Origin of the sequence: Paraburkholderia humisilvae, from assembly GCF_902859855.1 — a bacterium.
Lineage (GTDB): Bacteria > Pseudomonadota > Gammaproteobacteria > Burkholderiales > Burkholderiaceae > Paraburkholderia > Paraburkholderia humisilvae.
Genome location: NZ_CADIKH010000102.1, coordinates 1 through 13,006, shown reverse-complemented (window position 1 = coordinate 13,006; position 13,006 = coordinate 1). Strand labels below are relative to the sequence as shown.

General features: G+C 58.7%; 9 protein-coding genes and 3 pseudogenes. 6 read left to right on the top strand and 6 right to left on the bottom strand.

The genetic code is table 11. The features are described 5' to 3' along the window. Window positions 1-217 precede the first annotated feature (217 nt). The 5 genes from HV796_RS37635 to HV796_RS37615 all read right to left on the bottom strand — a co-directional run bounded on the left by HV796_RS37635 (window position 218) and on the right by HV796_RS37615 (window position 3,579). Window positions 218-694 carry a bactofilin family protein gene (locus tag HV796_RS37635; protein WP_175232913.1) on the bottom strand — a complete coding sequence of 159 codons (477 nt, stop codon included), beginning with the start codon at window positions 692-694 and terminating at the stop codon, window positions 218-220. A gap of 375 nt (window positions 695-1,069) precedes the next feature. Beyond that, entirely contained in the window at window positions 1,070-1,921 is an 852-nt protein-coding gene (locus HV796_RS37630) for a M23 family metallopeptidase (protein WP_246356275.1), read from the bottom strand. 115 nt (window positions 1,922-2,036) lie between these two features. Next, entirely contained in the window at window positions 2,037-2,309 is a 273-nt protein-coding gene (locus HV796_RS37625) for a hypothetical protein (RefSeq protein ID WP_175232912.1), read from the bottom strand. Next, the gene (locus HV796_RS37620) at window positions 2,306-3,316 is read right to left on the bottom strand and encodes a hypothetical protein (protein ID WP_175232911.1); all 1,011 of its coding nucleotides are present in this window, start codon (window positions 3,314-3,316) and stop codon (window positions 2,306-2,308) included. Before HV796_RS37620 ends, HV796_RS37625 begins: the two co-directional genes overlap by 4 nt. 5 nt (window positions 3,317-3,321) lie before the next feature. Then, on the bottom strand, window positions 3,322-3,579 hold the full coding sequence (locus tag HV796_RS37615; protein WP_217478123.1) for a hypothetical protein: 258 nt from the start codon (window positions 3,577-3,579) through the stop codon (window positions 3,322-3,324). Here HV796_RS37615 and HV796_RS43540 point away from each other — a divergent pair. After that, window positions 3,578-3,901, top strand: coding sequence for a hypothetical protein (locus tag HV796_RS43540; RefSeq protein ID WP_217478121.1), 324 nt, complete (start codon window positions 3,578-3,580; stop codon window positions 3,899-3,901). The two genes, HV796_RS37615 and HV796_RS43540, sit on opposite strands and share 2 nt — an antisense overlap. 111 nt (window positions 3,902-4,012) lie before the next feature. Here the strand turns inward: HV796_RS43540 and HV796_RS37610 are convergent. Beyond that, window positions 4,013-4,578, bottom strand: a pseudogene (locus tag HV796_RS37610) (integrase core domain-containing protein); the annotation flags it as partial. 1,432 nt (window positions 4,579-6,010) lie between these two features. Here HV796_RS37610 and HV796_RS37600 point away from each other — a divergent pair. The 5 genes and pseudogenes from HV796_RS37600 to HV796_RS37585 all read left to right on the top strand — a co-directional run. Next, window positions 6,011-6,292, top strand: a complete 282-nt coding sequence (locus HV796_RS37600; protein ID WP_281369974.1) for an integrase core domain-containing protein — start codon at window positions 6,011-6,013, stop codon at window positions 6,290-6,292. Window positions 6,293-7,143: 851 nt separating this feature from the next. Beyond that, window positions 7,144-8,469 (top strand): MFS transporter, encoded by a 1,326-nt coding sequence (locus tag HV796_RS37595; RefSeq protein ID WP_217478124.1) that lies wholly within the window; start codon window positions 7,144-7,146, stop codon window positions 8,467-8,469. Between the two features lie 439 nt (window positions 8,470-8,908). Continuing rightward, window positions 8,909-10,141, top strand: coding sequence for a PrpF domain-containing protein (locus tag HV796_RS37590; protein ID WP_175232906.1), 1,233 nt, complete (start codon window positions 8,909-8,911; stop codon window positions 10,139-10,141). Between the two features lie 1,327 nt (window positions 10,142-11,468). After that, a pseudogene (locus HV796_RS46120) lies at window positions 11,469-12,161 on the top strand (ESPR-type extended signal peptide-containing protein); the annotation flags it as partial. 81 nt (window positions 12,162-12,242) lie between these two features. Beyond that, window positions 12,243-13,006 (top strand): annotated as a pseudogene (locus tag HV796_RS37585) (ESPR-type extended signal peptide-containing protein); the annotation flags it as partial.

Genomic DNA, 13,006 nt, shown 5'->3' with positions numbered 1-13,006 from the left:
GACTGGTGCGGCGGTAGCTTCGATCCCGCTGCCTTTGACCTTCAGGGCGTCAACGAACGCCTCTTCGAGATCAAATTCTGATCGTCAAGACGGCCGACAAATGTCGCTTACCATTAAGCAGCTCTGCGATTTTATGCACCGTAGCACTGCGGCATCGAGCGGCGCGATTTTCAGGCTTGACGCAGATGCGCCCGTTCTTCTCGAAGGGGCGCGGAGGCTAGGCGCGGCTTGTTTCTCGGTTACCCAAAAGCCCGACTGGCTCGGGTGATTCCACTGACAGCGGCTTGTGCGGCCCCATGCCCTCGCCCCCCGTACCGGCGCCCACCGGCGCGTCGGTTCGCGTCAAGGTGCCGTCCACCCTCGCGCCATAGTCCATCTGCAATTGCCGGTATTCGATATTTCCCGTTACCTGTGCGTTGGCCTGCAGTTCCACAGAGTGTTCGGCGCTCACGTTGCCCAGCACCGTGCCGTTGATGATCACGTCATAGCCGTGGATATCGCCGTGCACGACACCCTTTTCACTTACCACGAACAGCGAGTGACTCCCCGGTTTGCTGACCGCGTGTCCCGTGAGCTTCCCGTCCAGACGGATGCCGTCGCTGAATTCGAGATCCCCCATGAAATGGACGTCGCCGGCCAGCAAGGTCATGATCTTGGACGAACCTAGGCTTTGTGTCTTCTTTCTTCCCAGCATCGTTTCTCCAGTTTCAGGCCGTAGGGGGCTTACTTGCGTCCCCCGGCGGCGCGTAATGCCTGCAGGTCTTGTTTCAGGCGCTCAGCCTGCGCGGTCGCGCGGCTCGCGGTGTTCAGAATTACGGCTCGCTCTGCTCGCGCCTGCTCTAGAGCGAGTTGCGCACGCTGCAGATCGGCCTCGGCAGTGTGTTGCGGGCGCGACGCCACGCACGCGCTAGGCGCAGGCATTTGCCGCAGCATCAGGCTGAGTAGGGCGCCGATCACCAGACACACTGGATATCCGCTCAACTGCAGGATGCGCCACCTCCAGGAGTGCACAGGGTGGGGCCGCCACTTGATCTGGGTCAGCCGGTAGCGGGCACGTACACGGCGACGATCAGCCATGATCCGGAGCGTTGAATAACACGAGATAGTCAGCCGGATTGGTCGGCGCGTCCTTGAACAGCACTTCGAAATGCAAATGCGGCCCCGTCGACCGTCCGGTCGAGCCGACATCCGCAATATGATCGCCCGGCAACACGATGTCTCCTGCGTGCACGACGAGGCGCGAGGCATGTGCATAACGCGTCATGAAGCCGTGGCCATGATCGATTTCCACGACGTTGCCATATCCGGATTTGCCGCCGGCAAATACCACTCTGCCGCTTGCCGTGGCAAGAATCCAGGTGCCCAAGGGCGCGACGAGGTCGAGTCCCGCATGAAATGCCAGGTGGTGAGTAAACGGGTCGACGCGGTTACCGAACGGCGAGCCGAACCGGGCTTGGGCGACGGGCATGCGCCCCGGATAGGCGTCCCAGGCGGCAATCGCTTCCGCGGTCTGGGCCTCGAGTGCCGACAAGGTTTCGGTGAGGCAAGCCGTCTGCCGATCGAGCGCGGCCAGCCCTGGGCGCGACAGCGGCGGTCTAATGCAAAGCTTGGGCGGCAGCAACGGCCCACCTTCGCCATCCATCGGCGCGTCGCTGCGCCGCCCCGACTCGGTCGGCTGCGTCGGCACGGCTCGCGATAGGCGTGCCTGGAAATCGCGTAGTTGCGCCACGTCGTGTGCCACGCGAGCCAGCCGCGGATCGATTTGATCGATCGCCGCATTGAGATGTCCGAGTTCGGCAGTCACGTAGTCCTGTTTGACGCGACGCGCGGTGTCCATTGCTGGCGGCGCGGCGTCCATTGTTGGCTTGGCGCCGTTGGCCCAATACACTCCCATCGCTACCCCGAGGGGAAGCGTCATCATGCAGGTGAACCCCGCCACGATGGCCAAACGAAATCGTATCGTCCGTGTCGACACCACCCGCATGGCGTTTGTCTGGCGTCGTCGCCTCCCGTCCGATGCCCCTAGAGAATACCGGTCAATGGTGGAGCTCATGCACCTTCCTCACGCCGCCTCGGCCGCGGCCCGGCGGGTAATGCTTTGCTAGTGCCCAGCCCTGCTCGATCGACGCCCGCCACGTCCGACCTGCCATAGCAAGCAAACGCTCGATGGCAAATTTCTCCCGCCGTGTGCGAATCAAATTGAACGAGACGCCGCCCGAATAGTGATGATGCGTGCCCCCTTGCAATGCTCGTCGAGAAAAAGCTGCGTCAGGTAATAACGAGCACTCGTAGTGAAGGGCGCTCATCATGAGGCCAGCCTCCTGCGAGATATCTCCCGATCCGTACTGGACGATAAATTCCAGGAAAATCGCGGGCCAATGTCGCTTGATGGATCTGTCTCGCGCCGTGCAGCATCTCGATCGGGAAGCTCTTGATGGCCGCCTTCAAAAAATTCAGTTGATCGAGCGTGAGCGAGACGTTGGCCCAAAGCGGCGCCGTTCCGTTGACGGGGCGTGTGGCACGAAATAGCCCCGAAATTGAAGTTCTCGTGCGCCCTAGCGATCGCTATCTCAAGGTGCCCGTCGGTGCGATCGAGAGCCTCGCGACGGGTGTCAACATCGAGATGCCCGTTAAGGGCATGCTTGGGGCACAGCACACGGTCGACGTGCCGCTGCGGCTTGTAGGCAATAGCGCGCACCATCTCGCCCATGACCGGCAAAAACCACATGGTATGCGAATCGATGCTCGATTCTGCCTCGACCACAACGTCGCGAGCTGCGGCCACTTGGTGGAAGAGCCGGATCTTGGCCCCGGACCATCCGACGTACACCTTCAGACTGCGCTTCACGAACTCGTCTTGCCGGTCGTACGAAGCAGCCCATGGCGAGCATGCGTCATCGAATAGGTTTGCATGGCGTCTACTTGTGGATGAACCTGATGGATTGGTTATTTGCTGGCGGCCGTGAGCGGCAGGCAGGCTGGCAGTTGTCGACTGAGGCGCTCCTGCGCGGTCATCAGCAGCGTGCGGCACGCTGTCACGACGCCAGTAATTTAGACCGCGGCGCTGACATTCTGCTGATAGAACCGCAGAGTGTTCAGGCGAATGCAATTGACACCGATGTACAGCATCCAGCCGCACGCCTGAAACAGGTAGTTCGCAATGACCGATTGATCGCTTCCGCTCGCATAGGTAATCGACCAGTGGAGGGCTTGCTCGATATCGGCAGATATACGCCTCTGCACGTTGCAGCAGCTCGTCCGGGTAGCTTAAATCCAGATCGTCGCTCGAGTCGACACCGAAGACCATTTCGAACATGGACTTTATTCCGTTGACCTCTGCGGCAACTTGGCATCGCTGTATCTGTCGTAGATCGCTTTAAGCGCTTCGCCTTCAGCCTCATGGCCGCCGATCAGGTCGCCAGCCAAATCGACGGCCACAATTGCAGCCGTCCATCGCTCTGCTTCGATCAGCTGGTCATAGGCCCGGTCCAGGCAATGCACTATCCGGATCCGACGTACTGTCGAGGTCTGCTCGAGAGGGAGAAGCTCGCTGATATACCGCTGCCGGAAGGGAGGCATGACTGATTCCCAGGCGCGAAGCCGCGTGGGTCGATTCTCGATCTGTCTGGTCCGCGAGTTGGGCGCCAAGCCTGACTTGATGCGATCACGCGCAATGCTGAGGGACCTCGATGTCTTGGTCATGGTGAATTTCCGCTTAAGGCGAGGCAAAGCGACCGCTGCAGGTATTTTACCCGACGGCGCGACGCGAGAGTCGCGCCGTCGGTACACAAAGACGAATTTTAATGAGCATGTGTCGCTAACATTATATTTTCATATTACGGGAAAATATAATGATAAAGAATATATTTTTACTTCTATTTATAAATCCCGCTCACTTTGACTGAAGATTTTCCGGCAGACGAGGGAGCAGGCTGGTTTGAAGAGTGCTTCGTCCGAATGGTGTGTCCCAGTTAAGGCTGCGGGTTTGTCCCTTTACCGCCGGGCAGTATCTCACTAAGGTTGATGAAACGGTCCTACGTCGGAATTCCCGTGGCGAGCGGTCTTCCAGTGCGCTATGCGGGTGTGTAACGTTATAGTGTTCGAAGGCGACGGCCAGATTGCGCACGACGGCCACCGCGTCTGGCTTCGGCTGAAGGCAGCGTTATCGCGCTTCATCGTCTTCACGAAACTCTTGGCCATTGCATTGCTCTACGGGCTGCGTACCTGTGTCGTGAGAGGCTTCAGCCCGATATCGGTTGCGAATGTACGCGTTCGCGTTTCTCTGCGATGTATCCCGAGCCGTTATCGCTAAGCTATTTAATTTTCGCAGGGCGCCTTCAAGACATTTCCAAAGCGCTGCTTCACAGCCGCCGCCAGCATGACGTCGCGCATGACATTGCCGCTATGACGACTGGCCATAGTGACCCAGTTCATGGCCTCGCGGTCGCAGCAATCGAGCGCGAAAGTCACGCGCAGTGGCTTGCCGTCATCGTAGCGAAACTCAAAGCCGTCAAAGCACCACCGCCGGTTGCTCTTCTGCCTCGCCATTTTATCGTCATGCCGCACGCTCGACGCGCGCCTGGGGCTCGCTCCCAAACAGAACAGTAGTGGTGGGAAGGACCGGCTGGGCCGCGTTACCAAGTCAGTATGACTCCGGCAGCAGCAAGGCTGGCCGCCGTGGGGAAGCTGTTCCAGTGCGCCCGGGTGACGGTGACTGCTGACAGGAGGCGGGAGGATCGTTTGTCCCGCTGGATCGTCGGACTGTCCGGGCGGGTGGGGCACGGAAAGCCCCTCGTTGCGGTTGCCAACAAGTATGCGCGTGTCCTGCGGGTGATTCTTGCCAAGGGCGAGCGGTTTGATCCGGCCCAGGTGTCGGCGGCATGCAGGCAGCGAAGTAGTCTCAACTGGTGTATGCGCCCCAGGCATGGCCTAGGTAATAGTTCACCATCCTTAGATGCATGGAAAGGGATAAGCGACAGGTCAGATCGGTAGCGGGCGAACCCGCGGGGCGACAAGGCAATGTGTTTTCGCATGGGCCGCTCTATAAATGGAGTCCCGCTACGCGGTTATTATCCGGGCCAGCGCCATGCAACCAAGGGCTCGTACAGGCCCGTTTATAGGTATGCAGTCTGTCCGACGTTTGATCCGACCAGAATCAACTGAAGGAGTCGACAGGAATCTCGGTAATGGCAAAAAACCATTGCATTGAACAGGAGATCCTTATAGGTCGCTCCCGTTTTCGCAACGTTGATTTTTGACGTTGTAGTTGGCTTGCTCGAATCTATCCGAGAGTCGTTGTGGGGAGTAGTTCCCCGCGCCCCGATGAGTGTCGCGTCTGACGATCCTATAAACGCCCGCGGCCTTTTAAAGCCGGCTCATATACCAGGTTCGTCGTCAGGCCGGTGTGCCGGTCACGTCATCAAATTTCAACAGTCTCAAAACCAGTTAGTGGACTTTGGTAAAACATATATGGACTGCCACCAAACAGCAAGCTGAAGTTGATGGACACGGAAGTCGATTGCGTACATATATCCGGTGTCAGGGCATAGCCCAGCGCCCAACTGGAATTCCGCGCGTACAGGCCTCAACAACTGGAAGACCGCAGAGGCCGTTATAGATTTCAGGTTCCCTGCTGGCCGGATCGACCGGGCGCCATTCGTCAATTCATCAACGCATCGTTAGTGAAGTCGGAGCTATACCGCATTCTGGTACGACTGGCCCGTTGCGAGCATCGACCAGATCACACGGGCCATGGTACGGCGGCACCTTACTGCGCACGCGTCAAACGGGCTGTGGGTTGCTGACGACCGACGCCAGATTTCTGTACCTGGCGGTGGTACTCGATGTGTTCAGGAGGCACCTCGTGGGCTGGGTGATGTCAAATCATCTGCATAACGAATTGATGATGCAGGCACTGGACATGGCATTGCAGCAGTGACGCCACGAAGGCGTGATTCTACATCCGGATCAGGGGTGTCAGTAACGTCCGTTGTCTTTGGGCGGCGCTGCCGTGAAGCCGGCATGCAGTCGTCCAAGGGGCACGACTGGTGATGCGTATGACAACGCGATGTGCGAGTCGTTCTTCGGCACGATGGAGGCCGGACTGCTCTCGCGCAAACACGTTGCGATCCAAGAACAGGCACGCCGGCGCATCTTCTCCTTCCTGGAGGGATGGCACAACGCCCGCCGGCTTCATTGCAGCATTGGCTATTGCTCGTCGCTCGAACTCGAAGACCGTTATGCTCAAACCCAGATGCCATCGCTACGAGGGTTTGGTCCGGTTAAAGAATAACGCTTGCGTTATAGCTTGCGAATGTTCTGATATTGAGGTGGCGATTATTAATCAAGATATATCGAACGTATAAAACGGATTGGCAAACACAAGTAGACGCAGGTTAGGATTGTCATGAGGCCAGTGCGTGGCCTCGTCTCCTTGGCTTGGTGGGTGACGGAGCCTGGCTCATCAATCCAGGTTTCCGTTGCCCTCTTTTTCAGGGTTGCGCGAACCGGTGTCACTCTGGGCGGTGGGCAGTAACGAAGTGCCGCACGTGTCTGTGAGCGATCTCGTGAGTTGGAGTCACTATGACACGACCGCTATCACGCAGCTACGGCTACAAGGCAAGGTCGAATTGCCCGAAGCGTTCGCTGAGGGCAAGGCAGAGACGGACAACTCCAGGATCGCGTCGCGGTTCCTGAGTCGTGCAGCGGCCCTGCTGAAGGGAGGAGGCGCAGGATCGCGTTGTTGCGCGAACAACCTTGGCAGTGATACCGCGTAACGTCAACGATACCGCTGCGTGCGTCAACTTCATTGCTAACTTGGTCAGCTAGCCGGCCATTGGAAGACAATGCACGCGGGGAGATATAGATGCAGGTATTCGTGCGTCGCGGGATTGTTGGCCCGGGCTATCGAAAGAAATCGGTCCGATGCCAAGGGCGGAGACAATGGCGATGCACACGGAGGCACAAGGTGCCGCAGACGGGTGACTCCTGACCCACGCGTGTGCGAGCGGACGCCGCTGCGGTCCACGTGTCATTTAAATCATGCGCTCAAAACAACTATCAGGGATTCAGATGTCCATCGAAAAATCGGCGGAGATCGCCGCTCGACTCGACCGTCTACCGCCATCGCGTACTGTCTGGACGATGGTCATTCTGATTTCACTCGGAGGCGTATTCGAATTCTACGATCTCTTCTTTACGGGCTACGTGGCGCCGGGCATGATCCATTCGGGGCTTTTTACGCCTGAGTCGCTTGGTTTTTTTTCAGCGCTCGGACCGCTTAAGGTTGCCGGTTTCGGCACCTTTGTGTTCGCGACATTCGCCGGGCTTTGGGCAGGGGCACTCGTATTCGGTCAAGTCGCGGACCGTTATGGGCGACGCGCGATCTTCACTTGGTCGCTGATCTGGTACATGGTCTGCACGATCATCATGGCGTTCCAGACGACGGGCGTCGGCCTGAACATCTGGCGTTTCTTGGCGGGCGTCGGCATCGGGGTCGAACTGGTGACGATCGATACCTACATCTCCGAGCTGATTCCAACCGGCGAGCGCGGCCGCGCATACGCGGTCAACCAGTTCATCACATTCAGCGTAGTGCCGGTGGTCGCGTTCCTCGCGTTCATCCTGAAGGGCACGCAACCATTCGGGCTCGACTATTGGCGCGTCGTGATCCTGATCGGCTCGATCGGCGCGATCATCGTCTGGTTCCTGCGACGCAACGTCCCGGAAAGTCCGCGCTGGCTCGCGCGCAATGGACGCATCGACGAAGCCGAGCGGATTGTTGCGGACATTGAGCGGCGCATCGTCGCCGAAAAGGGAGTTGCTCTATCCGCCGCGCAGGCGGTGTCGAGCGAGAAGGAGGGTTTGGGCTCGCTGGCCGAGGTGCTGCGGCCGCCTTACCTGAAGCGCACTATCATCATGTCGATCTTCAACATGGCGCAAGTGATCGGCTTCTACGGGTTCGCCGCTTGGGTGCCGACGCTGCTGATCGACCGCGGCGTGCACGTGACGGCGAGTCTCGGCTATGCATTCGTGATAGCGATCGCCAATCCGTTCGGGCCGCTGATTGGCGTGATCTTCGCGGACAGGCTGGAGCGCAAGACGCAGATCGTCGGCGGACTGCTGACTATGAGCATCGTGATCGCGCTATTCTCACAAGCGTCGCAGCCGTGGTTGTTGATCGTGCTTGGCGTGCTGTTCACGTTGTCGTCGAACGTGATGTCCTATGCTTACCATGGCTATCAGGCAGAGTTGTTTCCGACGCGTGTTCGCGCTCGTGCGATCGGCTTCGTCTATTCATGGAGCCGGATTGCGGCCGCGTTCGCCGGTCTCGCCATCGGCGTCCTGCTGCAGAACTATGGCGTGCCGGGCGTGGCGGTGTTTATCGGTCTGTCGATGGTGGTCGGGATTGTGATGATCCTGCTTGGGCCGGCGACGCGAGGGCTTGCGCTTGAGACAATCAGTAACTGATGATGGGACAAGATAGCGGTGGTATGTGGTGTGCCGAGCGGTCCGGGTCCTACGGGCATGTGTGGGTCCTGCACGATGAGAGCGGTCATCTTATGCCGGCGCTTTAACGGTTGAATGGGTAGTGCTAGATGCCTAATCACTTGTACTCGGAGAATGCCCAGGAACGATGGTCGGTAGTCAGGGCGCTTTGCACTTCCCGGGGCCGGCGGAACGCTGCGGCACTGGGAGTGCGAAGGCGAGTTCGTTGTTCACGGGGGCACGCTTGGGGGCCGGCATCACTGCGGCCAGAGGTGGAGGCTGCTCCGCACGGGAAAGGACCGCGAACGTGCCGGACTCAATAGTTCCCGGCGACGATGAGCGCCTTGGCAACAACACAAGCTGGCAGATGCCCCTTTACTGATCTTTCCGATTCTGTCGTTTCAGGTGTAATGGAAAAACGATGCAGACTTCGCTTGCTACATCCTCCTACGGTCCCCATCTCTACCACGGCGTTTGGCAATTCCCCGTTCACCATGTGCGCGGCGGCACCTCGACCGGGGCGATCATCTGGGAGCCTTGGATGCCTTCGTCAATCGCCCTGAGAGAAGAGCTGCTGCGCCATCTCATGGGAGTGTCGCTAAACGGGAATACCCCTGGCAATCGACAACTCACGGGACTCGGACGTGGGCCGGCCACCAGCAACAAGGTGTTTCTGGCCCATATCGAAACGACCTCCGACGGCTCGACGCGCCTCGTGAGCACGCTCGCGCAACTTGCCGCGGACCACGGTCGCATCGACTGGAGCGTTAACTGCGGCAATATGTCGGCTGCCTTGCAGACATGGGCGCTCGATATGGGCTTTATTGAAGCGGATGGATCCGGCTGGCACACCCTCGACATCCGGAATATCAATACCGGCAGCCTGACTACTTCTCGTATGGCGATCGACCCCGACGGTACGTTTGTGAAAGCGTCCATTCCCGGCGTGCTGGGCACCTTTCCGGCAGTCGATCTTTTCCTGCTTGATCCTGTAGGCGCGAAGACGGGGTCGCTGCTGCCAACCGGATCGGTGGTGGACGTCATTGATGGTTATCACGTTAGTTGTGTTGATGCGGCCGTGCCCATGGTCATCGCGAGTGCCCGCGAATTCGGCAAGACGGCGCATGAGCCCGTCACAGAACTGGTTAGCGATACGGCGTTTCTGCGCCAAGCCAACGCTGTGTGGATTGAGGCAGGACTCCGGATGGGGTTGCGGCATCCCGATGGTTCGCTGATGAGCCGTAACGCAATTGTCCAAAGCGAAACGATCCCCAAGTTTTGCATCGTCGGCGAGCCGCGGCATGGTGGCGATATAGCCGTCCGTTACTTCACGCCGCAAACCATTCATGCCACGATGGCCGTATCGGGCGGTTGTTGCCTGGCGGTAGCCACCTTGATTCCCGGCTCGGTGGCCTATCACTTCGCATCCAAATCGGCTACACAACATCTCCGTGACATCAACGTGGTCATCGAACATCCGGCAGGTCTACTCGAGACCGTTGTGCAAGCCAGATCGTCTGAACACAATCCCACGATCGCCATGGTCGCATACCGGCGAAGTGCGCAGATTCTGATGAAGGGCCATGTCCCGCTCTACAATGCTTCCCGCGAGTTGCAATCGGCATTGGAGCAGGCTCGCCATGCGCCCTTATGAGGACGTAGGCCATTTATCTGGTTGTAAGTAGTTTTTTTCAGGCGTTTTCAGTGACATAACCATGATCGACTCAGTCAATCTGCGGCGACAGGCTTGCTTGCGCAACCGCTTAACTTGGCGATACACCATAACCTTGGGGAATCGGAATTTTGTGCCCGCTCAAAGGTACTCCAGTCGATTTAATAAGCGCGGTGATTCTTAATCCCGAAGGCAAGCGCCAATTGATCAAGGCTGGCGTTGTGTCCGGACGTCGGTGACACGACATGGATTGAAATGTAGGTGCGAACAAGAAAGTTCATAAGTCGCCTCACCGGACCTGCTCGTCCGCGCATCGGGGCCGGGCCTCGATAATACCGCTATCAGTTCCTGTTTAGCGGCCTGCCAGACGATACCTGAGTGGCACTTCGCGCGAGCGCTAAGCCCCCAAAGTCACCGATGGACGAGCAGCGCGTGCCAAGGCCGATCGCGTCTCGATGTCGTCGTGCACGTGTCTCTCGGGGAAACGATCTCATGTCCCGTATATCCATGCCACATGGCACCGGCGGCTCCCGATTTTACGGTAAGCGATTTGCGATCAATTTGGGCGGGAGAGGTTACCTTTAAGGCCCGTGAAATACGATCGACCGGTTGGGCGGAAACTCGCCGGCCTGAAGTCGACCGCCACCATGTTGTCCATGCATCAGACTACGCCTTGGGCCGCTATCGTGTATACATCGGGTCGACGAGCATAAGTGGCGCAACAGTCGATGTGTTGTGCCATGCGAACGGTTCACTGAATGCGTGCGCTACCCCTTCGGCTATTCCCGCCCCCGCGCGTAACCTTACCGTCACGTGTGTTGGTGTTGCACCCAGTTGGCTCAGGCCGCAGCGTTGAAATTGCGGCAACGAACGTGCCATTTTTCGATATAGATGTCTTTGAGCTGAGGGTGCGAACTCGATATAATTTTGTATTTGTGTCATGCGATGGTAAATGAATTAATTAAATATAAAAATTACACAATGATTTTAATGATGGAAATGAATTCGAGTGTTGAAAATAATTTAATATTGACTCGATTAACTTGTCTGAAGCACCATTAATTCGTTGCGGATCGGGAATTTGTGTCCGGATGGTGATTTTCTATTTAAAAACGCAAGGCGTTAAGCTTTGTGCCGGTCGCGGGCTTAGCCGTCAATAGCATTCGAATAATGTTGTTTTATGGTAATTCGATTTATGCGTTAATTAATTAGGAATGCATAGTTATATTAAGGCAAACTCTGTGATCGGATAGCGTCGCGAGCCGATCCAGAAAATGTCGTTTGCAACACGGACAGAGGACAGCAGACCATGAACAGAAACCTTTATCAATTGGTTTGGAACCGCCGTTGTGGGACATTGATTCCAGTGGCTGAGACTGTGACAGGGGGGCGCGGACAGCCCGGATCATGGGGAGGAAACATTCCTGCGCGCGCCGGGGCGCATGGACTGCAAGCCGCAGTTGGGGAAATGGTGCCCCGGTGTCTGGTGATGGCGCTCTCGGTGGCAGGACTGCTAGGAGTCGCTGTGCCGATGCCTGCGTTTGCGGACTATACGGCCAATGGCTATGGCGTCTCGATTGAGGGTACCGGTGGTTGCACAGGCAATGTCGCGATAGGTGTGAATACGAATGGGGGGGGGATGGCAACTGCGAGCGGGTGTGACAACACTGCTATCGGCGTGCTCGCTAACGCATCCGCCCCGCCGTCGGATTATTTGGGTCCGACTTATGCGAATGGAATAGCAATCGGCTCCTCTGCGTCCGCGGCGGGGCTTTCGGCAACTGCGCTTGGCAGTCGCGCAACCGCCAGTGGAAATGCGGCGACAGCCGTGGGTTCGGGGGCGCAGCCAGGTCGTGGCCTCAGTGCCCTTTATGGCGTCACTATTTGGGGCGCGAGCGCGGCGGGTAACTTTGCATCGGCGTTTGGGAGTGGCTCGCTTGCAGACGGAGAGCAAGCGACCGCAGTGGGCGAGCAGGCGACCGCTAGCGGAACAACGGCCTCTGCGTTTGGCCAGGCCGCGACGGCGACTGGGAATAACGTGGCCGCGATAGGGCTGGGTGCGACAGCGAGTCAGGACAATGCCTTGGCGCTGGGCGCCCTTGCTACGGCATCGATCGCGAACTCGGTCGCACTGGGTGCCAATTCGGTCGCGGCGACAGCCGCGGTGCCGGTGACGGGCGACACGATCGCGGGCACAGCGTACACGTACGCGGGCAGCGCAAGCGGCGTGGTGAGCGTGGGTTCGGCCGGGAACGAACGGCAGATCACGAACGTGGCGCCGGGCCAGGTGCTGGGCACGAGCACGGACGCGGTCAACGGCTCGCAGCTGTATGCGACCAATACGGCGGTTGGCTCACTGTCTACCACCGTCGCCTCGCTGCCGTCGGGCACATCGCCCTACTTCAGCGTGAATGACGGCGGGACCGCGCTGCAGGCGGCCAACGCGGTGAGCACGGGGGCGATCGCCATCGGCCCCGGCGCGACGGCCGGCGGTGCGAATGCCGTCGCACTGGGCAACAATGCGGGGGCGGACGTCGATAACTCGGTCGCGCTGGGTGCCAATTCATTCGTGGCGCATGCCGCTGTGCCGGTGACAGGCGACACGATCGCGGGCACGGCGTACACGTACGCGGGCAGCGCGAGCGGCGTGGTAAGCGTGGGCGCTGCGGGGGCCGAACGGCAGATCACCAACGTGGCGCCGGGTCAGGTGCTGGGCACGAGCACGGACGCGGTCAATGGCTCGCAGCTGTACGCGACCGACACGGCGCTGAACGCCACCAGTGCAAGCCTGGACGCGCTGTCCACCACCGTGGTGACCAATGTGTCGTCGCTCTCGACCGGCGTCGC

What these genes read in the sequence shown, in the direction of transcription:
- HV796_RS37615 (WP_217478123.1), bottom strand. Translation starts at nt 3,579, where the DNA reads ATGCCTCCCTTCCGGCAGCGGTATATCAGCGAGCTTCTCCCTCTCGAG.
- HV796_RS37595 (WP_217478124.1), top strand. Translation starts at nt 7,144, where the DNA reads ATGGTCATTCTGATTTCACTCGGAGGCGTATTCGAATTCTACGATCTC.
- HV796_RS43540 (WP_217478121.1), top strand. Translation starts at nt 3,578, where the DNA reads ATGACTGATTCCCAGGCGCGAAGCCGCGTGGGTCGATTCTCGATCTGT.
- HV796_RS37620 (WP_175232911.1), bottom strand. Translation starts at nt 3,316, where the DNA reads ATGTTCGAAATGGTCTTCGGTGTCGACTCGAGCGACGATCTGGATTTA.
- HV796_RS37590 (WP_175232906.1), top strand. Translation starts at nt 8,909, where the DNA reads ATGCAGACTTCGCTTGCTACATCCTCCTACGGTCCCCATCTCTACCAC.
- HV796_RS37625 (WP_175232912.1), bottom strand. Translation starts at nt 2,309, where the DNA reads ATGATGAGCGCCCTTCACTACGAGTGCTCGTTATTACCTGACGCAGCT.
- HV796_RS37630 (WP_246356275.1), bottom strand. Translation starts at nt 1,921, where the DNA reads ATGATGACGCTTCCCCTCGGGGTAGCGATGGGAGTGTATTGGGCCAAC.
- HV796_RS37635 (WP_175232913.1), bottom strand. Translation starts at nt 694, where the DNA reads ATGCTGGGAAGAAAGAAGACACAAAGCCTAGGTTCGTCCAAGATCATG.